The following is a 25,710-nucleotide window of genomic DNA, read 5'->3' as shown; positions in this document are numbered from 1 at the left end:
AAACCACTAGTTTAAGGTTAGAAATATGGGAAAGAATGTTGTTGTTATCGGCACGCAATGGGGCGATGAAGGTAAAGGTAAGCTGGTCGATCTTTTAACCGAACAAGCTGCTGCGGTGGTGCGCTTTCAAGGCGGCCACAATGCCGGTCACACCTTGGTGATTAACGGCGAAAAAACCGTGTTGCATCTGATTCCGTCCGGTGTATTGCGGGAAGGCGTGCAATGCATGATAGGCAATGGCGTCGTGCTGTGCCCGGAAGCGTTATTGAAGGAAATCGAGATTTTGGAAAAATCCGGCGTACCGGTCCGGCATAGGTTGCAGATCAGCGAAGCCTGCGCCTTGATTTTACCGATACACGTCGCTATCGATCAGGCTCGTGAGAAGGCTAGAGGCAGCAAGGCCATCGGCACGACTGGCCGCGGTATCGGTCCGGCTTACGAAGACAAGGTGGCCAGACGCGGCTTGCGAGCGGGCGATTTGCGTAATAGCGAGGAATTTGCATCGCGCTTAAAAGAGCTGATCGACTACCACAACTTCATGCTGATTAATTATTATCATGCCGAACCGGTCAATTACGACGAGGTATTAGCCAATACCTTGCGTTTGGGCGAGATCATCAAGCCGATGCTGACCGACGTTGGCGAGGCTATCTACAGCTATCAAAACCAAGGCGAAAACGTGCTGTTCGAAGGCGCGCAAGGCGCACTTCTTGATATAGACCACGGTACTTATCCCTACGTCACTTCATCCAATACCACGGCGGGCGGTGCGGCTACCGGTACTGGAGTAGGGCCTTTGGCGCTTGATTATGTGTTGGGTATTACTAAAGCCTATTCCACTCGCGTCGGTAACGGCCCGTTCCCCACCGAATTGCTGGATCATTACGGCGAGCATCTGGGCGTGAAAGGCCACGAGTTTGGCGCTACCACGGGTCGTAAACGCCGTTGCGGCTGGTTCGACGCGGTGTCCATGCGTAAATCGGCGCAATTAAATAGCTTGAGCGGTATCTGCTTGACCAAGCTCGATGTGCTGGATGGCCTGGATAAAATCGGTATCTGCACCGCTTACAAGATTAACGGTGAAATGACTGAGACCGCCCCGCTAGGTGCTGATCAATATGCGGCGTGTGAAGCCGTTATTGAGGAAATGCCGGGTTGGACAGGTACGACTGCTGGCGTTACTGATTTTGCGCAATTGCCGGAAAATGCCAAAGCCTATATTGCTAGGTTGGAACAACTGGTCGGTGTAAAAGTCACGATCTTGTCTACGGGCCCGGACAGGAACGAAACCATAGTCTTGGAAAATCCGTTCCAGGCTTAACGCTTAAGCAATAAACCTGCCTTTAAGACGCTGAATATATTCAGCGTCTTTACAGTTTTAATCGTTCAGAAAATACAGCACCGCTGTTTCGGTTTATGCTGGGGTCAATCTCTAGCGACAGCTCTATTCCGGTTAGTAATCCAGTCGCTCCATGAGCCGGCGTAAAGTTTAGAACCCTTTAGTCCTGCAATTTCCATCGCTAACAGGTTGTGACAGGCGGTCACACCCGATCCGCACATGTGTACTACTTGCTCGGCTGGATAAGGGGCTACTAGCGCGCTAAATTGCTGGTGTAACTGATCGGCGGGTAAAAATAATCCCGATTTGTCCAGATTGGTTTGCAAGGGCCTATTTCGCGCTTTGGGTACATGGCCGGCTACTGGGTCTATAGGCTCTTGTCGACCATGGAAGCGTTCAGGTGTTCTGGCATCTATCAAGGTGAATTTTCGTGTCGCCAAACCGTTTGCCACTTGATCGGCATCCAGCCATTGTTTGTTGTCCAGATAGACGCGGAATTGGCTGGCGGTAATGTTTGGAAGCACGGTAGTGACCGGAAAATCTCGCTTTTGCCAGCGTGTAAATCCGCCATTCAGCACCGCGACTTGAGTATGGCCCATGGTGCGCAGCAGCCACCACATCCGCCCGGCAAACGCGCCACCGGCATCGTCGTACACCACGATTTGGCTGCGGTTGTTGATGCCCCAATCGCCTAGCTTTTTGCCTAATAATGTAAAGTCCGGTAATGGGTGGCGGCCGGTATAGGATCGCACTGGCGAAGACAAATCCTGGTTTAAATCAGCATAGCGCGCACCGGGGATATGGCCTTGTCGATAGGATTTATAGCCGGCTGTCACATCGGCGAGCGAGAAACGGCAGTCGAATATTCGCCAATCCGGGTTGTCCAAATTAGCAGCCAGAGTGTCTGTGGAAACCAGTGTGGTGTAGGACATGTTTAAACCTCCAAAATAATTTTACCGATATGTTGGTTGCTTTCCATGCGCTCGTGGGCTTGCGATGCCCTAGCTAGTGGAAAAACCGAATCGATGATAGGTTTGATTTGGCCGGATTCCAGTAGCGGCCAAACCTTTGCAAAAAGTTGTTGGGCTATTTTAGCCTTGAAGTTGTCGTCGCGGGGACGCAAGGTGGTGCCGGCGATGGTCAGGCGCTTCATCAATACGGATGCCAGATTGATTTCGCTCTTGCCGCCGTTTTGGATGGCAATCTGTTGGAGTCGGCCGTCGATAGTCAGGCATTTCAAGTTACGGGGCAAGTAGTCGCCGCCGATCATATCTAAAACGACATTAACGCCTTTGCCGCCAGTGTGATGCATAACGGCTTCGACAAAGTCCTGCTGCCGATAATTGATGCTCAGGTCCGCGCCGAGCTCTCGACAAAACTGGCATTTGTCATCGCTGCCGGCCGTCACAATCACTTGGCTACCGAAGACTTTACCGAGTTGAATCGCGCTGGTACCGATACCACTGGTCCCCCCATGAACTAATAAACTTTCGCCGGCTTGCAGTTTCGCGCGATCAAATAGGTTGCTCCACACGGTAAAAAAAGTTTCCGGCAGCGCGGCGGCCTGAATAAAACTGAAGCCTTGAGGTATTGGCATGCAGCAACAGGCGCTTGCCAGGCAATATTCCGCATAACCGCCGCCGGTCAGCAATGCGCACACAGGGTCCCCAATGTTGAGATGTTTTACTTGGCTGCCGAGTTCAGCGATAGTGCCGGCTACTTCCAGGCCTAGAACCGGGGATGCGTCAGGTGGCGGGGGATACAGACCTTTGCGCTGCATCAGGTCTGGGCGGTTTACCCCGGCGGCAACGACTTTTATCAATACTTGATGTGGGGCGGGTGAGGGTAGAGCCTGATCGGCGACGATTAAATCGGTCAACTCAGCGGAGCGATAAATCTCGATGGCACGCATGGTGTTAAGCTTTGCGGAGAGAGTAGCGTATTATATGCGCCGCATTTGACTAACAGTATTTTTTCAACGAGAGCATTCATGATACGTGCAGGCATCGTCGGCGGCACCGGGTATACCGGCGTCGAATTATTAAGAATTTTGGTATTGCATCCCCAGGTCGAAGTGAGTGTGGTGACTTCGCGCGCGGATGCCGGAATGCGAGTGGATCAGTTGTATCCGAGTCTACGGGGTTGCTGTGATGTGACATTTAGCCTGCCGGAGCTGGATAAGTTAAAAGACTGCGATGTGGTGTTTTTCGCAACGCCAAACGGTACTGCGATGCTGATGGCTGAGGCATTGATGGAACTTGGTATCAAAGTCATCGACTTATCCGCCGATTTCAGAATCAAAGACCGGCAGGAATGGGAGAAATGGTATGGCATGCAACATGCGAGCCCGGATCTCATTGCCGAAGCGGTCTATGGTTTGCCGGAAGTCAATCGGGAGCAGATTAAGCAGGCGCGCTTGATCGCATGCCCTGGGTGCTATCCGACTGCCGTGCAATTGGGATTTTTGCCGTTATTGGAGGTCGGAGCGATTGATGAGCAGTATTTGATCGCCGATGTGAAATCCGGTGTCAGTGGTGCGGGGCGCAAGGCGGAAATTTCTTCGTTGATGAGTGAGGCAGGTGAGAGTTTTAAGGCTTACGCAGTCTCCGGGCACAGACATTTGCCGGAAATCAGGCAGGGTTTGCAAAATGTCGCCAAACAGGCAGTTGGTTTAACTTTCGTGCCGCATCTGACGCCGATGATACGCGGTATTCACGCCACGCTGTATGGGCGTTTAAATAGGAAGTTGGATTTGCAAAGTTTGTTTGAAGAGAAGTATCGCGATGAAAGATTTGTCGATGTGTTGCCAAGCGGCAGTCATGCCGACACTCGCAACGTGCGCGGCAGTAATCGCTGTCAAATTGCCGTGCATCAACCGCAAGGCGGTGATACGGTAGTGATTTTGTCTGTGATTGATAACTTGGTGAAAGGCGCGTCGGGGCAGGCGGTGCAAAATATGAATCTGATGTTCGGGCTGCCCGAGTATCTGTCTTTAGAGACGGTTGCTTTATATCCTTAATATGTGTGGTGCATAAAAAAACCGTCTTCCAGTTTGGTCTGGAAGACGGTTTTTTATTTAGAGCTTCTGTGCGCTTATGCGGCCAAGGCTTGGCTTTTGCGATTCATTCTCCAGCCCAGCATGCCGCCAGCCAGTAACAACAGGCTGGTTGGTTCCGGCACGCTGCCTGCACCGCCGCCACCGCCTGGCGTTCCTGCTGTGCCTTCAAGCTTGGTGAGCTTGAAGTAGTCGTTGCTGTTGTCGACGTTAGAGTCTCCCAAGCCGGAACCCCATCTGCTGCTGTACGCGCTAATCAGCCAAAGACTTGAAGACAGGCTGTTTGGGTTGATGTCTTCAGCCACGTCGCCAACGGTATTGTAACTACCTACGAATTCCCAGCTGTTGCTAAGAAGACCGGAAATACTTTTTCCGGAAATATCTGCTGCGCCAGTGAGCGCACCGGTAGCCGGTACTGCGCCGGTGTACCTGAGAACCGATATATCTGAGTCGTAGGCTGTGGTATCCGGCCAACCGACAGTTAGTTTGTCTAAAATCGTGCTGCCATCAAACCGAAATAGCACCGCTTCGATTCTGCCGTTGTTATCAACCGCATGGTCTGGGTAGCTATTTGTCGTCTCCGAGCCGCTTAATACACCCAGGCCGTTAGCACTACCGTACCAAGCCAGTGTGGCTGCTGAAAAAGTTGAAGTGCTTGTAGTCCCAACTGAGTATGCAGCCATACTTTGAATGCCCGTCGGTGTCACTGAACTAGTACCGTTTATAGTCCATATGGTGGCGTTAACCGACCACGGGGCCAGCAGCAGAGTTGCTATAGCCAAGAGTTTTGGGGTCATAATGTCCTCGCAATTTTTGAAATTTTACCTTCCGGTATTGTCTTCGTCGGCCTGGAAATAACCATTGTACTATTGGTCATGAACAAAGTTTTACGGTCTGTTTATATCTGAGCACTTATTGGGCCATAGTAAAAATTATTATTCTAATACAATGCGTTAATTGTTTTTTTGTGAATAAAATAAGTCGGCGATTACGCATGGTGTAAAAAATTACGACATGTTTTGAAAAATCGACTATCTGCTCAGCTTTTCAAGCAGTGCTTTGGCTTGTTCGCGGCCATTGAAAATAGCTTCGCCTTTTAGCGCTTCTTGTAATTCTTGCTTAGCCTCTTCCTGGCGTTGCAACTGATTGAGGGCAACTGCGATATGGTAGCGTATCTCAGAATCTTGCGAGAGTAGTGAGTGTGCATTTCGTAAGTAATGAAGCCCCTGTTCTATTTGTCCCGTGTTAACCAGAATCCAGCCCAAGGTGTCGTTCGTTGCCGGTTGGTCAGGGGCCAATTTATGGGCCTGTTCGGCAATCGACAAGGCTTTGCTGTTGCCGTTATTGAGATATACATAAGCAAGGTTGTTCAGGAACTGCGGTTCGTTGGGGAATTGTTTCAATAGCTCGACGTAGTACTTTTCCGCCTCTTTAAACTTTCCGTTTTTCAGTAATTCGTTTGCAAAGGCTGCCATCGGTAGCTGGTCTTGAGGATGCTTTTTGACCCACTGATCCAGTAAATTGTAGGCTTTGTCCGCCTGATCGATTTTTTTCAAATTTTCATAAAGCAGCATCAATGAAGCTGTATCCGGCTCCAGCTCGAAAGCCGCTTGGTAATGGCTGTTGGCCAAACTAAGGTTTTTGTCATGATCGGCGATGTTTCCCAATAGTCGGTGGGGAAAGGCGCGTTTGGGATATTGTTTTAACAGGCTTTCTGCGCGGCTCAATGCAAATACCGGTTTCCCATGGAGCAGTTCCATTTCCACCAAGGCAATTTGCGAAGGTATATGATTTTCGTCGACCAAAACGGCTTTTTTCAAGGTCTTTATGGCTTCAAAATAATCGCCTGCATCTATTTGATAACGAGCCGCTTTGTAAAGTTGTTTGACATTAAACCGGGCTTGGTCAGCCATGCGGATAAATACACCTAAGGCTTTGTCCTTATTGTTATTAGCCAAGTAACTTCGAGCCAGGGCGTCCATAACCTGGGGGTTGTTCTTGTCGATCACTTCAGCTGCTTGTGCGGCGGCATTAGCCTCAGCAGCTTTGCCCATCTTCAGATTCAACTCAACCAAAGCCAAAAGAGTCGGTAATGATTTTTGATCAACCATCTTCGCTTTTGCCAGCCAGTCATTGGCTAGCTCATAGCGTCCGGCACTTTGTTCGACTTTGGCCAACTCGATAAGAATATCGATGTCGCCCGGATGATTCTGCTGCAAGGTTTGCAGGCGCTGTCTGGCTTGATCAAGTTTGTTCTCGCCGACGTCCAGTTTACTTAGGTTAATTTGCGCGTCGAGAAAATTGGGGTTCAGTTCAATCGCCTTCTCGAAACTTTGCCGGGCCAGCTTGTATTGCCCGGTATTGACTTGAGCGGTCCCCAGTAAATTTAGTAGTGTAAAGTTTTTCGACGCTTTTTCATGCAGGGCTTGTGCGGTTTTCAACGCTTTTTCCGGTTCGCCACGGCTCATGTAAAGTGCCACGAGAGGAATACCGGCCTTGACCGCATCCGGATTTTTTTTGAATGCCACTTCAAGGTCTTGAACTGCTGCCTGCTCCTGGCCCATTGCTAATCGGTTAAGGCCTATTTCGGCTTGTAGGCTGCCACTGTCATTCCCTAAAGCAGCGGCTTTTCCAAACATATTATTGGCCATATCGTGTTTGCCGGCCTTCATGAAAGCACTTCCCAATAAAAATGCCAGGCGCTGATCCTGGGGATTGCGGATTTGCACCGGGCGGAGCAGATCAATAGCTTGCTCGGGTTCGTTTTTTTCTAAAAGTATGGTGGCCAACAATTTATACGTGCCTGATTGTTCCGGGTATTGCTTAACGTACAGACGCAAATACTCCGCTGCCAAGTCGTATCGTTGCAGGCTGTAGTTAACCAAGCCGGAGAGCATTAAAGTCGGACCATGTGCCGATAAATATTCCGGTTTTATGCCGGTGATGATGTCGGCCGCCACTTCCAATTCTTTGGTCGCCGCTTCTTTCTGGTTATTGCGTTCGAGTAAAACCGCATGTAGATAGGCGGCTTTCGGTTCAAATGGATAAGCCCGGCGCACATATTCCAAATCTTGCCGTGCACGATCATCTTGCTTCAAGTCCATTAACAGGCCTGCTCTGGCAAGCCGTGTGTCTACGTGATCGGGGTTGAGCTCAATTGCTTTGTCGTAAAATTTTAAAGCTTCATCCAGTTCCATGTTGGCATGCTTGATCGAGCCTTTTGTATACCAAACGCCGGCATCGCTGGCTTGGATTTGTATGGCTTTCTCGGCAGCTTGATCGGCGCCTTTAATGTCGCCACGCTTTAACAGGGCATTCGCGCGCCCGATTGTGGCGTTCACCTGATTGGGAGCAATTTGCAAGGCAATGTCGAATTCATTCAGGGCTTCGCTGATTAGATTGAGTTGCAGGTATGCGTTACCGCGGTAAACATGCAAAACCGGACGCAAACCGCTATTGAACTGCGCCGGATCGATTTCCTTCAGTAGGTCGTTGTAACGGATTTGGTAGGTATAGAGCTTGGCCAGGTTTTCCGCAATTAAAGATGGGTCCGCGCCTAATTGTTTGGCTAAGCCAAGTTGGACTTCTGCTTCCGTCAACGATTTCTGTTGCAAGTAAATTTCGCCAAGCAGCATGTGAGCCGAAACATATCTTTCATTTTGCTGTAGCGCATTCTTTAACTGGATGATCGCTTCGGCATTGTTCTGATTTCTGTAGGACTGTAACGCCTCTTCGTAAAACTTGCCGGCCTGGATGTCGTCGGCAAAGCTTATCTGTACGGGGTTGAGCGCCAGAATCAGCAGTAGTTTATTGAGTGGGAAATGGGATTTCATCGGATTTTTGCGCATAACGAAGATGGAGTTGCTCAAGTGTGCACATAGCATAGTCGCAAAGCCAACTCGCCACCAGTCCGGAACTAACAGCCGGCTTCTTGTCGTCAAAAACTTGACTGGTCGCATTTAAGAATATGATTTTAAATGTAAATTTAAATGGTCTAAATTTTGCTTTTAGCGTCTAGACAATCAATTAGGCGACTAAATATGGGTACTTTAGAGCTGCATCAACAACAAAAAACCGAGCGCTTGACCGATGCATTCCGGATATTTAACGAACTTTCAGAAAATCTGGCGCATTCTTACCAAGGTTTGGAAGAGCAAGTGGCCAAGCTCAATCGGGAGTTACAGGCTGCCCGTAGCGAGCGTTTAAATACGCTGATTGAGAAGGAAAAGCTCGCCAGCCGCTTGCAACAAATTCTGGCAGCCTTGCCGGCGGCAGTGGTTGTGCTTAATTCGCACGGTTTAATCATCGATTGCAATGTTCATTCCGTGGATTTTTTGGGTGAACCTTTGCTGGGCCAATTATGGTCGAGTGTGGCTGCGCGCAGTCTGCAACCGGTGTTCGAATCGCCGCATGAACGACAGCTCCGAGACGGACGTAAAGTCAATATAACCCACAGTTCCTTGGGTAACGATAACGAGCAAATTATTTTGTTATCGGATGTCAGCGAATTGCGTTCCTTGCAAGACACGCTGGCGCAGCACAAGCAATTGAGCGCAATGGGCGAAATGGTGGCCGGTCTGGCGCATCAGGTGCGCACACCGTTGGCGACAGCGATTTTGTATGCGTCGCAAATGAGCAAACCCGCGATAAGCGACGAAAAGCGCCAACAGTTCTCCGAGAAAATTTTAGAGCGTCTGCATCACCTGGAGCGCCAAGTGAACGACATGTTGATTTTTGCTAAACAGGGTCGAATGGCCATGCAAAGCTTTTCATTGCGGCGGCTACTGGCGCATCTTGCCGAAGCGGCCGATAGTTTTGCCGGCGAATTTAGCATCGAAAACCGCATCAGCACCGATCAGTTACTTGGCAATGAGGATGCGCTGCGAGGGGCGCTACTGAATTTAATCAATAACGCGGCCGAGGCGGGTGCGCGCAACATTGCATTAACGGTCCGGCGCAGCGATTTAGGTTGTATCGACATCAAGGTGACGGATGATGGGCCCGGTATAGCCCAAGCCCAGCAAACTAAATTATTCGAACCGTTCTACACCACCAAATCCAATGGCACCGGCTTGGGGTTGGCGGTGGTGGACAGTGTGGCACGCGCCCATGGCGGCAGTGTCATATGCCGTTCGACGCCGGGGCTGGGGACGAGTTTTAGTTTGAGTCTGCCCTGTGTCAGTCAATACACCCTCGGCTTATCCGTCGGTCATGCCAAAATGGAGCAAAATGATGAAACAGTATGATGTACTTATCGTTGAAGACGACGTGGCTTTATGCGAGGCCCTATGTGATACCTTGGAAATCGAAGGCTATCGGGTCATCTCAGCTAAACACGGTATCGAGGCTTTGAGCCAATTAGCCAAGCATCCGGTCCGGCTAGTAGTCAGCGACGTACAAATGCCGGTGATGGACGGTTTTCAGCTCTTACAGAATATTCAGCAAAAGTTCGAACAGTTACCGGTGTTGCTGATGACGGCTTACGGCACCATTCCCAAAGCGGTGGAAGCTATGCAGTCCGGTGCGGCCGACTATCTGATCAAACCGTTCGAAGCCGGGATGTTGGTCGATAAGGTGGCGTCGTTGATTACGCGGCAAGCTCCAGTGGTTAACGAGCGGGTGGTGGCTGACGAGAGTATGAAAAAGCTTTATGCACTGGCCAGTAAGGTAGCCAAAACCGACGTGACCATGTTGCTGGAAGGCGAGAGCGGTACCGGTAAGGAAGTGCTGGCCCGTTACGTTCATCGCAACTCGCATTATCATGCCGGCCCGTTCGAGGCTATTAATTGCGCGGCGATTCCGGAAAACATGCTGGAAGCGATGTTGTTCGGTTATGAAAAAGGCGCATTTACCGGTGCGATTCAATCGGCGCCCGGCAAGTTCGAGCTGGCGCAGGGCGGCACCTTATTACTGGACGAGATTTCCGAGATGGATATTTCGCTGCAAGCCAAATTGCTGCGGGTGTTGCAGGAAAAAGAGGTTGAACGCCTGGGTAGCCATCGCAAAATCGCGCTGAACGTCAGAATTTTGGCGACTACCAATCGCAAATTAAAAGAGTATGTGCAGGACGGCCGGTTTCGCGAAGATCTATATTTCCGCTTGAGCGTATTTCCACTCAAAATTCCGCCACTCCGGGAACGGACGGGCGATATTTTGCCGCTGGCGCTGGAGTTGTTGCACAAGCATAGTCCGGCTGGGAAAGCGGTCGGCGGCTTTGACGAGGCGGCCATGATCAAGTTGTCTGAATACAGTTGGCCGGGTAATGTCAGAGAGTTGGAAAACGTGGTGCAGCGGGCCTTGATCCTGCAAAGCCGGCATCAAATTGGCGCCGACGACCTGATTTTTGAGGAAGATATGTTGGTTTTGCCGAGTTTGCCCGCTGCTGTGCAAAGTCTTGCCGTAGAATCGCGGCAAACCGACGGCGAGAATAGCCCTTTCGAGCTCGGCAGCTTGGGCGACGGCGTGCGTTCGGCTGAGGAAAAAATCATTTTGCAAATGTTACGCGACGTCAGCGGCAGCCGGAAAACCACAGCCGCCAAGCTGGGGATCAGTCCGCGCACCTTGCGTTATAAAATTGCCCGAATGAAAGAAGCGGGAGTGATGGTACCAGGTTAAATCTTGGCTTGAAAAATGCTTATGCTAAGCAAGGCAACCTAAAAGAGTCATTATCATGTCAGATATGAATGTTAACCAAGTGCTCGCCCAGATGCGGGCAATGTCCATAGAGGCCGGTGCCAAGCCACAGCCTAGCGACACCTCCGGCGATTTTGCCGCCATGTTGAAACAATCCATCGACGCAGTGAATAACACTCAGCAAACCGCCAGCGGTTTGGCTAAATCCTTTGAGATGGGTCAGAGCGACGTCAGCTTGGCGGAAGTGATGATTGCCTCGCAAAAAGCCAGCGTTTCTTTTCAGGCTATGCTCCAGGTGCGTAACAAACTGGTGGATGCTTATAAGGACGTGATGGGCATGTCAATGTAGGCAGCGGAAGATAAGCCATGAGCGAACTAGACAGAAATCTACCGATGGAGGCCCATACCCAATCAAGTATGGCAAACGCCGACAAAATGCACCCTGCTTTGAAAAGCCTGAGCAAAATGCCGATGGTGCGCCAGCTGGGTCTGATGCTGGGTTTGGCGCTCAGCGTGGCAATAGGCGTGGCGGTGGTGTTGTGGTCGCAGGCCCCGTCTTACGATTTACTGTTTTCCGGCGTGGCGGAAAAAGATTCTGCGGAAATTCTCGATGCATTGACCAAGTTAAATGTCGATTACAAGGTCGAAACCGGCTCCGGCGCGATCATGGTGCCAGCCGACAATATCCGGGAGCTGAAATTAAAATTGGCCGCGCAAGGCTTGCCGCGCAGTGCCAGCTTGGGCTATGAATTGCTGGATAAGGACAATGGCTTCGGCGCCAGCAAAAATGTCGAGCAAATGCGTTTTCAACGCGCACTGGAAGGCGAAATTGCCCTGACGATTCAAACCATTCAAAACGTCAAATCCGCAAAAGTGCTGCTGGCTATTCCGGTGCAATCGGTATTTGTCCGGGAACGCAAAAAGCCCAGCGCCTCGGTGGTCGTAGAGCTCTATCAAGGCCGCACCCTGGAAAAAGAGCAAATCGAATCTATTGTGCATTTGGTCGCTTCCAGCGTGCCATTGATGGAAGCCAGTCAGGTGACGGTCGTGGATCAGAAAGGCCGCTTGTTGAACAGCAAGGAAGGCGGCGAAGACATGTCCTTGTCCAGCAAGCAGTTCGAATACAAGAAAAATATAGAAGAGCATCTGCGTGGCCGGATCGAAAACATCCTGACGCCACTGGTAGGCGGCGACGGCATGCGGGCGCAAATTTCTGCGGACGTCGATTTCACCGTCACCGAAAAAACCCAAGAAATGTTTAACCCGGATTTGCCAGCTTTGCGTAGCGAGCAAACTCAGGAAGAAAATAACTCCTTATCCAAAGTGCAAGGTGTGCCCGGCGCTTTATCCAATCAACCCCCACCCACGGGCACCGCGCCGGAAGTTGCTAGCGGCCAGGAAAAACAAGCCGCCGCAGAATCCGGTTCCGGCTCGTCCAACAAAACCGCGACCCGTAATTACGAACTGGATAAAACCATTACCCATACTAGACTGGCCACAGGTGCTTTAAGACGCTTGTCGGTGGCGGTTGTCGTTGACGATAAAAAAGTAGTGCAAGCCGACGGTAAAGCGACCTTAGTGGCTTACTCGCAAGAAGATCTGAATCAACTTCGCGACTTGGTCAAACAGGCAGTGGGTTATGATAACAGCCGCGGCGATCAGGTAACTGTCACCAATGTCGCGTTTAGATTGCCCGATGCGCTGGAAGAAGTCCCTTCCGAACCCATCTGGCAACAACCCTGGTTTGCCAGCGCGCTGAAACAATTGGCCGCCGTTGCTGTGGTGGTGTTGCTGATCATGGGGGTATTGCGTCCCGGCCTGCGCACTTTGGTGGCGAAGGAAGAACAGTTAGAAGCCCTTGAGCAAGCCAAAGCAATCGCGGAAGCGACGGGTGGTGTGGTGCGTTTCGACGAGACCGGCAAGCCGGTGGCTGTGGCGGTGTCGGTGGATGAAGAAACAGGCGAAGTGCGCACCATCACCACTGGCGTGGAGGATTTATTGTTACTCGAAGCGCCGCAAAGCTATGAAAAACGTTTGGAATATGTGCAAAAACTCATAGACGAAGATCCTAAATTGGTCGCGCAAGTGATCAAAACCTGGTTGAAAGACGATGGCTGAGCAAGAGAAATTAACGCATGCGCAACGGGCTTCGCTGCTGTTATTGGCGGTGGGGCAGGATAGAGCAGCCTCGGTATTGCGGCATATGGGACCGAAAGAAGTGCAATTGATCGGTTCGAACATGGCGCAGCTTGGACCGATTAGCTCGGGCATGGTTGATGAAGTGCTGGAAGAATTCATCATCGAAATCAAAAACGAAACGGGTCTGGGGCTGGACTCCGACGAATACATCCGCAACATGCTGACCAACGCGCTGGGTGCGGATAAAGCCGGCAGCATCATCGACCGGATTTTGTTGGGCGCCAACAGCAAGGGTATCGAACAGCTGAAATGGATGGATACTCGGTCCATCGCCGATTTGATTCGTCTGGAACATCCGCAAATCATTTCCATAATTTTGTCGTTGCTGGATGCCGATCAGGCCGCCGACGTACTGACCTTATTGCCGCAAAACATGCGTTCGGATATTTTGATGCGCATCGCTACTTTAGAAGGTGTGCAGCCCGCCGCTTTGCGCGAGTTGGACGACATCATGGAGAAACAGTTGACCGGCAGCGACGGCGTCAAATCCTCGCAAATCGGCGGTATCGACGCGGCGGCCAATATCCTTAACTTTATCGAAAGCGGTATCAGCGATCCGATGATGCAAGACATCAACGAAGCCAACGCCGATTTGGGCCAACGCATCCAGGATAAAATGTTTGTGTTCGGCGATTTGATCAATGTCGATGATCGCGGTATTCAAACCCTGTTGCGCGAAGTGTCCACCGATCAGCTGCTGTTGGCTCTGCGCGGCGTGGAAACCGGTTTACGCGACAAAGTGTTTGCCAATATGTCCAGACGCGCGGCGGAAATGTTGCGTGACGACTTGGAAGCTGCACCGCCTGCACGCTTAAGCGAAGTGGAGGCCGCGCAAAAAGATATTCTGGCGATAGCCAAACGCTTGTCCGATGCGGGTGAAATAGCTTTGGGTGGCGGTGGCGGTGGCGATGAGTTCGTCTAAGGGCAATAAGTTTTCCGAGTCTGAATTACAGGCTCTGGATCGCTGGACCAATCTGCAGGATTTCAGCAACCCGCGTTCCGAAGCCGTCGAATTGGAGGAAGTAACCCAGGTTTTGACCGCGGAACAGATTGAAGAAATTCAAAAGCAGGCCTACGCAGAAGCCTTCGAACAAGGTAAGCAGCAAGGTTATGCGGACGGGCAAAAGGAAGGTTTTGAAGCAGGGCGCAAACAAGGCTATGAAGAAAGCGTGCATTTGCTGCAAAAGCAGGCGGCCGAGTTCGCCAATTTACTGGAGGCGCTCAGCGAGCCCTTCAAACAACTCGACGAGTCGGTCGAGCAGGAGTTGGTGAAATTAACCATCGCGATTGCCAGTCAATTGATTCGCCGGGAGTTGAAGTTAGAACCCGGCGAGATCGTCGGCGTAGTCAGGGAGGCGATCAATGCTTTGCCGCTGGCATCTCAGAAGGTCACCGTCAACTTGCACCCCGAAGATGCGGCCTTGGTGCGTACTGCGTTAAAACTCGATGAAAATATGCCGCCTTGGCGCTTACAGGAAAATCCCTTGTTGAGCCGTGGCGGCTGCACCGTTGAAACCGAAATGTCCAGAATCGATGCCAGCGTCGAAAGCCGGGTAGCCGCCGTGATCGCCACCGTATTGGGCGGCGAGCGGCGTGAGGATTTTGGGCGATGATTCCCAGTGCCGACCGTTCCGACTTGTGGCTGGCGCGCTTGCAGCCGTATCGGGAAAGATTGGCTGCGGACCCGCTGGAATTGGTGGTCGAAGGCAAATTGTCGCGGATGGTGGGCTTAACCCTGGAAGCGGAAGGTTGCCGGGCGGCAATCGGTTCATTGTGTCAAGTAATTACCAAATCCGGCAAGATCATCACGGCTGAGGTCGTCGGTTTTGGCGGATCCCGCTTATTTTTGATGCCGACCGGCGATACGCACGGCCTGGAACCGGGCTGCCGTGTCATTCCCATGGGCAAGAACAGTCTGGCCAGCGTCGGTTTTGGTTTATTGGGCCGGGTGCTAGACGGTGCCGGCAAGCCCTTGGATAGTAAGGGGCCGCTGGATACCGATGCCAAGGTCTCTTTATCCGGCGTTACCATCAATCCACTCAGCCGCAAACCGATCCGCGAGGCGTTGGATGTTGGTGTGCGGGCGATCAACGCCATTCTCAGCGTCGGCCGTGGACAGCGCATGGGCTTGTTTGCCGGCACCGGCGTGGGTAAAAGCGTGTTGTTGGGGATGATGACCAAGTTTACCAATGCCGATGTGGTCGTGGTGGGATTGGTCGGCGAGCGGGGCAGGGAGGTCAACGAATTTGTGTTGAAAATTCTTGGCGAAGAAGGTTTGCGCAGAGCCGTGGTGGTCGCCTCGCCGGCTGACGACTCGCCGCTGATGCGGGTGCACGGCGCCTTGCTGGCGACCAGTATTGCCGAGTATTTTCGTGACCAGGGCCTGGACGTGTTGTTGCTGATGGACTCTTTGACTCGTTACGCCCAGGCTTATCGGGAAATCGCTTTGGCGATAGACGAGCCGCCGGCGACCAAGGGCTATCCACCCTCGGTGTTTGCGAAATTACCGCAGTTGGTGGAGCGTGCCGGAAACGGCGACGAAGGCGGCGGTTCGATTACCGCGTTTTATACGGTATTGGCGGAAGGCGACGATACCAACGATCCGATTGCCGATGCGGCGCGGGGGGTGCTGGACGGCCATGTGGTGCTGTCGCGCTCGTTGGCGGAGTCGGGGCACTATCCGGCAATCGATATTGAAGCCTCGATCAGCCGGGTGATGCCGGACATCATAGAACCGGAACATCTGCAAATGGCGCGCGATTTGCGGCGTTTGTATTCCATCTATCAACAGAACAAGGATTTGATTAGCGTCGGTGCTTATCGGCCGGGAGCCGATCCGCGCATCGACAAAGCGATAGAAAAAAATCCGGCGATCATGGATTTTCTACAACAAAGCATGGACGAATCGGTGGACTTGAGCCGGAGTCTGAGTGAGTTGGCGCAATTGTTGGCGAGCTGATGAAAAAGTCGCAACGACTGAAAATCATTATCGACTTACATGCGCGTCAGGAACATGACGCTTTGCAGGCTTTGGGTATCTGTCAGCAAAAACTCCAAGAGCAGCAGGCCCAGCTGGAAAATTTACAAAGTTACCGTTTGGATTATTTAGGTAAGTTCGCCGTCAGACAGCAGGCGGGGATCAACATCAGTCAGTTGATGGAATTCAGGGCTTTTGCCGATAAGCTCGATCAGGCTATTGAAAGCCAGCAGCAGACGGTAAGCAACCATGAGCGCGAGGTGCAGCGGGCCCGTAAGCGCTGGGAAGAGGCGCATCAACGTACCAAAAGTTTGCAAAAAGTCAGTGAGCTGGCTTTGATTGAAGAAATGAAAGTCGAACAAAAGCGCGAGCAGGCCGAGCAAGATGACCGGGCGGCGCGATCAGGACGCAAGGATGGCACGGGAAGTGCTTGATTAAATAAAAATGTCAGGAGAAATGCCATGAATATCCAAGGTTTAAATCCGCTGTCTCTATTAGCCTCCGCCGATAGCGCCGGTGCTGCGACGACAGCTCTATTGGGCGAAGGTGGTGGTGCTGGCGTGTTTTCGGCGACGCTGCTGGAGCAGCTGGCACAATTGCAAAACAGTTTATTGAGTAAAGGGGCGGCCGGTGACGCCGGCTTGGCGAATTTACAGCAGCTGGGCGGATTGGGGACGGATGCTCTGAACAGTCAAAGCTTGCAGGATTTTACCGCTCTATTCGGCAAGAGTTTGCCGACGGCAACCAAACTTGATCAGGATATTAATCTCGACGATACCATGCACGCCTTGGCGGATGTTTTGCAATACTTGCAAGGCTTGGAGGCCACCGGCGCCGCGCCGCAAGCTCCGGTTTTACCGGTTACATCGGCCAACCAAGAGAATCTTGCCGATATAGTGACGGAAAATACCGAGGCTGCACATGATGAGCAGGCGGTGAATGCTGCGATGTATGTAAGCACGCAAGCTCAGCCCTTGCCGGTGGCGGATAGCGTGAGTGTTGTTAACGACGCACTGAAATCAGCGGTAGCAACCAGCGAGGCGATGTCTGCCATCAAAAACAGTCCGGAGCTGTTGGGTATGGATGCCAAAAAAGAGGCGTTGACGGCATTGAGTGGCGCTGATGAAGGGCGGAAGACGATGGTAGCGGAGAGCGGTTTTGCCAAAACCCTGGCCGCCGAAGACGGCGCGTCCCCGCAATTTGCGCAAGACAGCGCGGCTGATACTTTTCAAACCGAGCAGCGCGATGTGCCGAAGCAGCAAATTGGCGGTAGCGAGGCTGATGTGGGGTTATCGAGAATGACGGCCGACATCAACCAGCTGAATAAATCGGTAAATAGCGTCGGGCAAACGTCAGCGCCGACGATAGAAAAACATTTGACTCATCCGGAATGGAACACCGAGCTGGGCGAAAAATTGTTGTGGATGCATAAACAAGCGGTGCCTTCCGCTGAAATTCGGCTGAATCCTGAGCATCTCGGCCCTATTTCCATCAAGATCGATGTCAATCAAGATCAAGCCAATGTGGTCTTCACCGCCCAGCACGCGGCGGTCAGGGACGCAATCGAAGCGGCAATCCCCAAGTTGCGGGAAATGTTGGGTGGGCAAAACTTGAATTTGGCGGATGTTAATGTTTCCCAGCAACAATCAGAACAAAGACCGGGGCGCGAGTCCTTCCAAATGGCCGGCGAGCAAAATCGCAGTGGCAATAGTCAAAGCCAAGGCCATGCCGATACTGCGGCAACCGAGCCCTCCAACACTATGCTCGAAGAAATTGAAGCAGGCCGTGCCATCGCCAGTAATGGCTTATTGAGTCTGTTTGCCTAGTCAACTTTAGGCGCTGTTGAAAAATTGCTTTGCAAAAACAGCGCCTATTTCTATAATGCCCAGCTTTTTGGGGAATTTATCCCCACCCCTTGCCTCACTGTTCAAGCGGATGGGAGGCTTTTAAACCCGTAAGGAGAAATCATGCGACATTATGAAATTGTCTTCTTAGTCCACCCTGATCAAAGTGCTCAGGTGCCGGCTATGATAGAGCGTTATAAATCCACCGTTGAAGAAGCCGCAGGCAAAATTCACCGTTTGGAAGATTGGGGCCGTAGACATTTGGCTTACCCTATCAAAAAAATTCATAAAGCACACTACGTGTTGATGAACATCGAATGCGATCAAGCCACTCTTGAAGAACTGGAAAGCGGTTTTCGTTTCAACGACGCCATTTTGCGTAGCCAAACCCTGGCGCAAAAATCGGCCGTAACCGAGCCTTCCGCGATTGCTGTCAGCGGTAACGACGGTCAAAAAGCCGGTAGCCGCGTTAAGGAAGAAGTCGAAGAAGAAACCGAAGAAGCTGAAGTAGAAGTCGTCGAGACTGAAGTCGCAGCGGATTCCGAATAATCAACATTGAACCAAGAGAATTGTGATGGCACGTAACAACATTAGACGCAAAAAAGGTTGCCGTTTTAGCGGCGAAGACGCGATCAAAATCGATTATAAAGATCTGGATTTATTGAGCGAGTACGTTACCGAAACCGGCAAAATCATTCCTAGCCGCATTACCGGTACCAGTGCGAAATATCAAAGACAGTTGACTTCCGCTATTAAACAAGCGCGGTTTCTGGCTTTGTTGCCGTTCTGCGACGCACACAAGTGATTTAGCACGGGGGGCGTAGCGCGTGCAATTTATGGCCACTTTCATTATGAAAGGACGGATGCAGGCCATGACGGTCGCATCCAGCCTGGCCTTGCTATCGCTGCTGTTTCCTCCTGTCAGTATCGTAAGTTCAGCCGCTGTCTCATTGGTAACATTGAGGCGTGGGGCTAGCGAAGGCTTGTATGTGCTGATGTGCTCATGTCTGGCTGCCGCCGTCTTAAGCACCTTATTGATCGGTAATTACCAGTACGCATTGCTTTACGGTCTGGCCTTTTGGCTACCGGTTTGGCTGATTTCGATAGTACTGCGCGAAGGCCGTTATCTGACACTGGCGATTGAAATTGCCGTGTTGCTGGGTGTGGCGGTGGTGCTGGGGATTTATACGATTCAGGACCAGCCGGTACAGCTTTGGCGCGAAGTGCTGAGCTTTATGCTGCAGCCCATGCTTGAAGGCAAAACCGATGTGCCGCTTGAGCAAATTAGGCAGTCTGCAGAATTGTTGGCGCATTTCATGTCTGGAGTTGCCGCGGCAGGCAGCGTTTACGGCTTGCTGTTCGGTTTGTTTTTGGCCAGATGGTGGCAAGCAGCGCTATACAACCCGGGCGGTTTCAGAGCCGAGTTTTTGGCGTTGAAAGGGCATGTGCATCTGACATTAGGCACGTTGTTGGTGGCCGGAGTAGCCATGCTGACTTCCGGCAAAACCGCGGAACTTTGTTGGAACGTGCTACTGGTGCTGTTGGTGACCTACACAATGATAGGCACCGCAGTGTTGCACGCGGCGTTCTCGGTGATGAAGGGTAGTCGTTTCATGGTGCCTTTTTTATATGTCACATTGATGTTGATCCCGCATGTGATGGTGGTGATCGTGTTGTGCGGACTGACTGACACCTGGCTGGACTTACGAAATAAACTAAAACCAAATGGAGCGTAAGCTCCCGATTTTTCGACAATCAAGTCGATCTAAGAGGTAGAAAACGATGGAAGTCATTCTTCTGGAAAAAACCGCCAATCTGGGTAACCTGGGCGATAAAGTAACCATCAAAGCGGGTTACGGCAGAAACTATTTGATCCCGCAAGGCAAAGCAGTGCCTGCTACGCCCAAGAAAATCAGAGAGTTTGAAGAGCGTCGCGCCGAGCTGGAAAAACAAGCGGCTGAAAAATTGGCTGCTGCAACTGCTCGAGGCGAAGCAATCAGCAAATTGAACGTATCCATTGCCCACAAAACCGGCGACGAAGGCCGTTTGTTCGGTTCTGTTGGTACACAAAACGTTGCTGATGCCATTACCGCTGCCGGCGTAAAAGTTGAGAAGCACGAAATCCGTATGCCAAACGGCGTCATCCGTAACATCGGCGAATACGACATTGCTATCAATCTGCATACCGACGTCGTTATTACGCTGCCGGTAAAAGTGGTAGCCGAGTAAAACCGTGATCATCGTAACCGGTGGCGCTGGCTTCATCGGCAGCAATCTGGTATTGGGCCTAAATGCCCGCGGTTATGATGATATTTTGGTCGTCGACCATTTGACCAACGGTATCAAATACCGGAATTTGGTCGAGTGCAAGATAGCGGATTATCTGGACAGAAGCACCTTTTTGGAACGACTGCAACAAGGTGCTTTCCAAGCAGAAGCGATAGAAGCCATATTTCATCAGGGCGCCTGTTCCAGCACGACAGAGTGGGACGGCCGTTACATGATGGACAATAATTATGAATACAGCAAAACGCTGTTTCATTATTGCCAAAGCCATAAAATCCCGTTCATTTACGCCTCCAGCGCCGCTACTTACGGTGCCGATTTAACCTTCAAGGAAGAATTGGCTTATGAAGGTCCGCTGAATGTCTATGGGTATTCCAAGTTTCAGTTCGACCAATATTTGCGCAGACACTGCAAACTGACCGCGCAAGTAGTGGGTTTACGCTATTTCAATGTCTATGGCCCGCGTGAAGCTCATAAGGGCAGCATGGCCAGCGTTGCTTTTCATTTGAACAATCAAATTAAAGATTCCGACGAATTACGTTTGTTCGAAGGTTGCGATGGCTACGGCAACGGCGAACAGCGCCGTGACTTTGTTTATGTCGGCGATGTGGTGGCTATTAACCTTTGGTTTCTGGATAACCCCCAAGCATCCGGCATTTATAACTGTGGTACCGGGCGTAGCCAAACCTTTAATGATGTGGCGAATGCGGTGATCAAATTTCACCAGCGCGGCCATATCAAATATATTCCCTTCCCCGAGCACCTGAAAGGCTGCTACCAAAGCTTTACTGAAGCCAATTTGGACAAATTACGAGCAGCTGGTTGCAAACATTCGTTCCAAACCGTCGAGCAAGGCGTACAACTTTATATGGAATGGTTGAACGGCTAGTCAGGTCAATTTCTATAATCGATCCAGATGATTTTTGTAAGCAAATAACGACAAATCTCGATTTTTCTACAGCATGGTCTGGAGCCCGGTTGTAGAATATTTCCCTACTTCGTCAACAGTAACTGCCGAGAACGCAGATGAGTCCCCGCACGGCAATTCGTATTGCCCATTCCTGTTTAGCTGACCCCCAGCAGGCGGTCGAAGAGCTTGCTTTAGGTTTGCAGCACGCCGACACCACCTTGGTCATTTTCTTTTGTTCGAATAGTTATGACCGAACTGTGCTGGCTTCCGAAATAAGACGTCGATTTCAAGGCATCCAAGTGCTTGGCTGTACGACTTCCGGCGAAATTGGCGGTGCAGGATTACGTCAACAAAGCCTGGTAGGTGCCGGCTTTTCCGCACCGGATTTTATGGCAACCAGTGGCCTAATTCCTAATTTGCAACAGTTTCGCATCGCCGAAGGGCACGCGCTTGCCAACGAGCTTTTGTATGGCTTGCAAGATAGAGTGACGCATCTTAACGCGGAAAATTGCTTCGGTTTTTTATTGATCGACGGCTTGTCGGTGCGCGAAGAGCAGGTCACCCATGCGATACAAGACGCATTAGGCAATATCGCTATGATTGGCGGCTCGGCGGCCGACGACTTGCAGTTCCATAAAACATACGTTTATTGCGAGGGTGACTTTCATACCGACAGTGCCGTGTTGTTGCTGGTGCATACCTCGTTACCGTTCAAAATATTCAAAGCCCAACATTTTGAACCGACCGCGGAAAGATTGGTGGTCACTCTCGCCGATGCCAGACGCCGCGTCGTATATGAAATCAACGGCCTACCAGCCGCGCCTGAATACGCCAGACTCATCGGGGTTTCGGCAGATGCTTTAAGCCCAGCGCACTTTGCCGCGGCGCCGGTCGTGGTGTCCATTGACGGAAACTATTATGTGCGGGCGATTCGTAGCGCCAACCGAGATCAAAGCCTGACTTTTTACTGCGCGATTGAAGAAGGCTTGGTATTGAGAGTGGCGCTGGGCGTCGATCCTATCGAAAGTCTGCAACAGGTGTTTGCCGAAGTTCGGGCCGAGATAGGTCAACCTCAGGTTGTTGTCGCTTGCGATTGCATCCTGAGAAAGTTTGAGCTGGTGCAGCGCGGGTTGACGGCGCAGGCGGAACAAATCCTGAGTGATAACAAGGTGATAGGTTTCAATACTTATGGCGAACAGTTTCGCGGCGTGCATGTGAATCAGACCTTCGCCGCGGTTGGCATCGGGGCAGTAGATAGGTGTGACGAGGATGATTGATACAGATGCACTCGATATAGAGAGCGAATTAAGGGCGGAAATCGTTCGCCTGAATAAGGTGGTGGAAGCCTTAATGAATCGAGTAGAGCATAGCGCCACTCAACACTACTCGGATTTTGATCAGTTTCAAACCACCATCATGCTGGAAAATTTGGTGCGGGCGCGGACAAAGGAACTGGATGCGGCGTTGCGGGAAAACGAGAAAATCAATCGGGCCCTGCAGGAAGCCGAGGAGAAATTTCACCGGGTGCTGGATCAATCCTTGGTTGGTATCGCCATGATTATCGATGACCGTTTCCATTATGTGAATCCCAAGTTCGCGGCAATCTTCGATTACCCGGTCGATGAACTCATGACGATGGACATCATGGAACTCGTCAGCGATGCCGATGAACTTACCGTGCGCGCAGCGATGCAGAAAGCGCTGAACCAAGAGCTTGCCAAAATTAATTTTGTCGCCAACGCCGTGCGTAGGAATGGCCAAATGATCACGGTGGAGGTATCGGTGAGTCCGGCCATAGATATTGGTGGCAAGCCTGCATTGATAGCGGTCTTGGCGGATATTAGCGAGCGATTGCGCTCTGAGCGGCAAGTCCAAGCGCTACACGAGCAACTCCAATATCAGGCGATTCATGATCCGTTGACCGGACTGTATAACCGCCTGTTCCTTAACGAGAATTTGGAACGTGAATTGCTGTTGGCAGAGCGACAAGGCTACGAGGTGAGCGTGGTGATGAGCGATCTGGATCATTTTAAAATGATCAATGATTGTTATGGACACCAGGCCGGTGATGCAGTTTTGAAAGCATTTGCCGACATCCTGAAGCGGCATGCCCGCGCCAGCGATTTGGATTGCCGTTATGGCGGCGAAGAGTTTTTTCTGGTGTTGCCGGATACTTCGCTGCAAACCGCTAGTGAACGCGCCGAATCGATACGTTTGGCCCTGATTGCGCAGCCCATTGCCGTTGCCGACATCGGTATCCATGTCACCGCATCATTTGGTGTAGCCACCTACCCGGCAAACGGCCTATCCCCGGTGGCCTTGATCGGGGCAGCGGACAAAGCGCTCTATCTAGCCAAGGACGCTGGCCGCAATCAGGTCGTCGCAGCTGCCCAGCCATTGCAATAGGCGTTTTTAGTCCACTTTCCGGATAGCCCGATTCGGTTTGTTTCTGCTGCGAAGTGCTTGCCGATTGCTCGCCGCTGCTGAGGTTGACCGCTTCTAGCTGCAGCCTGGCAGCGCTTTATTCGATACGGTAGATGCCGATGTTCTGGCGGATTCGGCTCAACGCGCTCAGCATGCGTGCGATTTGGTGCGCCCGGCACCATTGCCCGCTGATTTACCAAAACACATTCTCGATACTTTCGCACGGGGCGTAACCAAACCTAGAATGTCGCTGCCAATCAGGGATTCGCCGCAAAGCGCTGTGGCATATCACGTATTTTCTCTGTCTGTCATTCCCGGTATATGCCGGCGAAAAAACTTAATAGCCTGATTTCTATTTGCTTGTACGATTGGGCGCGTATTGTGCTGATAACATCAGGACAATAACGCAGCGATGGCACATGTCCGACCAACTATTTTCCGCAAAACCTTCCGACAGCGGCGAACAATCCGAACCAAGCGCAGAGCAAATTGCGGCATTCATCGATAAACATCGCGATGAACTCAGTCGTTTTATCGTGCGTAAACTGGGTTCGGAGGACCTGTCCGCAGACATACTGCAAGATGCTTATTTGCGGCTAAGCCGCCAGCAAACCCAGGAAACTATCGAGAATCCGCGGGCTTTCGTGTTTCGGGTTGTCGGCAATCTGGTGATCGATTACCAACGGCTTAGCGTCAATCGTCTCAAGCAGGATGTCGACGACGACACCTACAACGCCGTTCCCGAACAGTCGCCCGGCCCCGAGCAGCGTTATCAGCAGAACCAGCGCTTGCAAGCCATTCATCAGGCCTTGGCCGAATTACCCGAAGACTGCCGTCTGGCTTTTTACTGGAACCGGGTCGAAGGCCTTAGCCATACCGAAGTCGCGGCCCGCCTGCGCATTTCGGACAGCATGGTCGCCAAGCATCTGGCGCGGGCCATGCGGCATTGCCGGGACAGACTCAAGCAACATTGAAGCAAATTGCCGGCCGCCCGGAAAATATCAGCAAGAACGGCCGCGTCATCCGTCATAATAGTTTCAATCGTCCAAACCTTACGCCGATGAGTAACGCACCCGTTTCCGAAATCACCACCTTGTCCGATCAGGCCATTGATTGGGTGATACGGCTGCGCGCCGGAAACGCCGGCGAGCAGGAGCGGCGTGCGGTCGCCGAATGGCAAAATCGCAGCCCCTCGCACCGTCGCGCCTTTGCCGAGGCCGAACAACTGTGGTTGGACATGGGCGAGGGCTGGTCGGTAACCGATCTGCCGATACCGGCGCAAGCCATGGGCCGCCGGTATAGCCGGCCCGTCTGGCGCGGCTTGGCCGCGGCCGCGGTTGCCTTGGCGCTGGTGTTGCCGTTTTCCGGCCTTGGCGACCGCTGGTTCAGCGACTATTACACCGCTGTCGGCGAACAGAAAACCGTGACGTTGGCCGACGGCAGCCAGGTACTGTTGAATACCGATACCGCATTGACGGTTACTTATTCGGATACCGGCCGCAAACTGATATTGAAACACGGCCAGGCCTTGTTCAAGGTCGCCGCCGACCGTAAACGGCCGTTTGAGGTAGCCACCGATACTGTAGTGGTCAAAGCCTTAGGCACGGTCTTTGAAGTGCTGCAGCAAGACCACGCCGCCCGCATCACTGTGCAGGAACACGCGGTGGGTGTCAAAGGTTTGCACGCCCCGGATTACCCGCCCGACGCCCGCATTCAAGAAGGGCAACAAGCGGTTTACAGTGCCGCCAACGGCTTGCAAGCTGCAGTGGCGGCCGATCCGCAGCAAAGCGCCGCCTGGCAACGCGGTAAACTGGTCTTTAAAAATCAAGCCCTGGCCGATGTGGTTGCGGAATTGGACCGCTATTTCCCCGGAAAGACCGTCATCAGCGACGCCAAACTGGCGGCGCTAAGGGTCAGCGGCGTCTTCCCCCTGGCGGACCGCGCCGCCACGCTGGCAATGCTGCAACAAATCCTCGCGGTAAAAATCAGTCAAATCACGCCGTGGTTGACCGTGTTGCACGGCTAGCGCAAAAAAAATCCCGC

General features: G+C 51.9%; 24 protein-coding genes. 20 read left to right on the top strand and 4 right to left on the bottom strand.

What is annotated here, in order from left to right:
* The first annotated feature begins 25 nt into the window (after positions 1-25).
* Positions 26-1,321 (top strand): adenylosuccinate synthase, encoded by a 1,296-nt coding sequence (locus ACMXD4_RS16160; protein WP_033157327.1) that lies wholly within the window; start codon positions 26-28, stop codon positions 1,319-1,321.
* Between the two features lie 104 nt (positions 1,322-1,425).
* Here the strand turns inward: ACMXD4_RS16160 and ACMXD4_RS16155 are convergent, their stop codons facing one another.
* Positions 1,426-2,271 carry a sulfurtransferase gene (locus ACMXD4_RS16155; protein WP_415878751.1) on the bottom strand — a complete coding sequence of 282 codons (846 nt, stop codon included), beginning with the start codon at positions 2,269-2,271 and terminating at the stop codon, positions 1,426-1,428.
* 2 nt (positions 2,272-2,273) lie between these two features.
* Positions 2,274-3,251 (bottom strand): NAD(P)H-quinone oxidoreductase, encoded by a 978-nt coding sequence (locus tag ACMXD4_RS16150; RefSeq protein ID WP_171694688.1) that lies wholly within the window; start codon positions 3,249-3,251, stop codon positions 2,274-2,276.
* Positions 3,252-3,329: 78 nt separating this feature from the next.
* Here ACMXD4_RS16150 and argC point away from each other — a divergent pair, with 78 nt between their 5' ends.
* Positions 3,330-4,358, top strand: coding sequence for an N-acetyl-gamma-glutamyl-phosphate reductase (gene argC / locus ACMXD4_RS16145; RefSeq protein WP_171694689.1), 1,029 nt, complete (start codon positions 3,330-3,332; stop codon positions 4,356-4,358).
* A 74-nt stretch (positions 4,359-4,432) separates the two neighbouring features.
* Here argC and xdp1 read toward each other — a convergent pair whose 3' ends face one another.
* Positions 4,433-5,191, bottom strand: a complete 759-nt coding sequence (xdp1, locus tag ACMXD4_RS16140) for an exosortase-dependent surface protein XDP1 (RefSeq protein ID WP_084153326.1) — start codon at positions 5,189-5,191, stop codon at positions 4,433-4,435.
* A gap of 234 nt (positions 5,192-5,425) precedes the next feature.
* The gene (gene prsT, locus ACMXD4_RS16135; protein WP_171694690.1) at positions 5,426-8,227 is read right to left on the bottom strand and encodes an XrtA/PEP-CTERM system TPR-repeat protein PrsT; all 2,802 of its coding nucleotides are present in this window, start codon (positions 8,225-8,227) and stop codon (positions 5,426-5,428) included.
* Between the two features lie 207 nt (positions 8,228-8,434).
* Between prsT and ACMXD4_RS16130 the strand changes: the two genes are divergently transcribed.
* The 18 genes from ACMXD4_RS16130 to ACMXD4_RS16045 all read left to right on the top strand — a co-directional run bounded on the left by ACMXD4_RS16130 (position 8,435) and on the right by ACMXD4_RS16045 (position 25,693).
* Positions 8,435-9,640 carry a sensor histidine kinase gene (locus ACMXD4_RS16130; protein ID WP_171694691.1) on the top strand — a complete coding sequence of 402 codons (1,206 nt, stop codon included), beginning with the start codon at positions 8,435-8,437 and terminating at the stop codon, positions 9,638-9,640.
* A complete protein-coding gene (locus tag ACMXD4_RS16125) occupies positions 9,627-11,009 on the top strand; it encodes a sigma-54-dependent transcriptional regulator (protein ID WP_171697678.1) in 1,383 nt (460 codons plus the stop codon). The genes ACMXD4_RS16130 and ACMXD4_RS16125 overlap by 14 nt, the downstream gene beginning before the upstream one ends.
* A 55-nt stretch (positions 11,010-11,064) precedes the next feature.
* Positions 11,065-11,376: a flagellar hook-basal body complex protein FliE gene (gene fliE / locus ACMXD4_RS16120; RefSeq protein WP_033157335.1), complete on the top strand. Its 312-nt coding sequence runs from the start codon at positions 11,065-11,067 to the stop codon at positions 11,374-11,376.
* Between the two features lie 17 nt (positions 11,377-11,393).
* Positions 11,394-13,145 carry a flagellar basal-body MS-ring/collar protein FliF gene (gene fliF / locus ACMXD4_RS16115; RefSeq protein WP_192394099.1) on the top strand — a complete coding sequence of 584 codons (1,752 nt, stop codon included), beginning with the start codon at positions 11,394-11,396 and terminating at the stop codon, positions 13,143-13,145.
* A complete protein-coding gene (gene fliG / locus ACMXD4_RS16110) occupies positions 13,138-14,148 on the top strand; it encodes a flagellar motor switch protein FliG (RefSeq protein WP_033157336.1) in 1,011 nt (336 codons plus the stop codon). The genes fliF and fliG overlap by 8 nt, the downstream gene beginning before the upstream one ends.
* Positions 14,135-14,839, top strand: coding sequence for a flagellar assembly protein FliH (locus tag ACMXD4_RS16105; RefSeq protein WP_033157337.1), 705 nt, complete (start codon positions 14,135-14,137; stop codon positions 14,837-14,839). The genes fliG and ACMXD4_RS16105 overlap by 14 nt, the downstream gene beginning before the upstream one ends.
* Positions 14,836-16,185 (top strand): flagellar protein export ATPase FliI, encoded by a 1,350-nt coding sequence (fliI, locus tag ACMXD4_RS16100; RefSeq protein WP_033157338.1) that lies wholly within the window; start codon positions 14,836-14,838, stop codon positions 16,183-16,185. Before ACMXD4_RS16105 ends, fliI begins: the two co-directional genes overlap by 4 nt.
* Entirely contained in the window at positions 16,185-16,637 is a 453-nt protein-coding gene (fliJ, locus tag ACMXD4_RS16095; RefSeq protein ID WP_415878750.1) for a flagellar export protein FliJ, read from the top strand. Before fliI ends, fliJ begins: the two co-directional genes overlap by 1 nt.
* A gap of 27 nt (positions 16,638-16,664) precedes the next feature.
* Complete coding sequence (locus ACMXD4_RS16090; protein ID WP_415878749.1) at positions 16,665-18,029, top strand: flagellar hook-length control protein FliK; 1,365 nt, start codon at positions 16,665-16,667, stop codon at positions 18,027-18,029.
* Between the two features lie 141 nt (positions 18,030-18,170).
* A complete protein-coding gene (rpsF, locus tag ACMXD4_RS16085) occupies positions 18,171-18,596 on the top strand; it encodes a 30S ribosomal protein S6 (protein ID WP_415878748.1) in 426 nt (141 codons plus the stop codon).
* Positions 18,597-18,621: 25 nt separating this feature from the next.
* Entirely contained in the window at positions 18,622-18,852 is a 231-nt protein-coding gene (rpsR, locus tag ACMXD4_RS16080; RefSeq protein ID WP_020482464.1) for a 30S ribosomal protein S18, read from the top strand.
* A 31-nt stretch (positions 18,853-18,883) separates the two neighbouring features.
* Positions 18,884-19,783 (top strand): hypothetical protein, encoded by a 900-nt coding sequence (locus ACMXD4_RS16075; protein WP_415878747.1) that lies wholly within the window; start codon positions 18,884-18,886, stop codon positions 19,781-19,783.
* Between the two features lie 46 nt (positions 19,784-19,829).
* Positions 19,830-20,276 carry a 50S ribosomal protein L9 gene (rplI, locus tag ACMXD4_RS16070; protein ID WP_033157343.1) on the top strand — a complete coding sequence of 149 codons (447 nt, stop codon included), beginning with the start codon at positions 19,830-19,832 and terminating at the stop codon, positions 20,274-20,276.
* 4 nt (positions 20,277-20,280) lie between these two features.
* Positions 20,281-21,222 carry an ADP-glyceromanno-heptose 6-epimerase gene (gene rfaD / locus ACMXD4_RS16065; RefSeq protein WP_415878746.1) on the top strand — a complete coding sequence of 314 codons (942 nt, stop codon included), beginning with the start codon at positions 20,281-20,283 and terminating at the stop codon, positions 21,220-21,222.
* A gap of 137 nt (positions 21,223-21,359) precedes the next feature.
* On the top strand, positions 21,360-22,520 hold the full coding sequence (gene nosP / locus ACMXD4_RS16060; RefSeq protein ID WP_415878745.1) for a nitric oxide-sensing protein NosP: 1,161 nt from the start codon (positions 21,360-21,362) through the stop codon (positions 22,518-22,520).
* Positions 22,513-23,649 (top strand): GGDEF domain-containing protein, encoded by a 1,137-nt coding sequence (locus ACMXD4_RS16055; RefSeq protein ID WP_415878744.1) that lies wholly within the window; start codon positions 22,513-22,515, stop codon positions 23,647-23,649. The genes nosP and ACMXD4_RS16055 overlap by 8 nt, the downstream gene beginning before the upstream one ends.
* Positions 23,650-24,086: 437 nt before the next feature.
* Positions 24,087-24,641 carry a sigma-70 family RNA polymerase sigma factor gene (locus tag ACMXD4_RS16050; protein WP_415878743.1) on the top strand — a complete coding sequence of 185 codons (555 nt, stop codon included), beginning with the start codon at positions 24,087-24,089 and terminating at the stop codon, positions 24,639-24,641.
* 86 nt (positions 24,642-24,727) lie between these two features.
* Positions 24,728-25,693, top strand: a complete 966-nt coding sequence (locus tag ACMXD4_RS16045; RefSeq protein WP_415878742.1) for a FecR family protein — start codon at positions 24,728-24,730, stop codon at positions 25,691-25,693.
* Positions 25,694-25,710: the final 17 nt, after the last annotated feature.

The organism is Methylomonas sp. TEB (genome assembly GCF_047777895.1).
Taxonomy (GTDB): domain Bacteria; phylum Pseudomonadota; class Gammaproteobacteria; order Methylococcales; family Methylomonadaceae; genus Methylomonas.
Note: the sequence above shows the minus strand (reverse complement) of the source record. Positions and strands in the feature narration are given on the sequence as shown.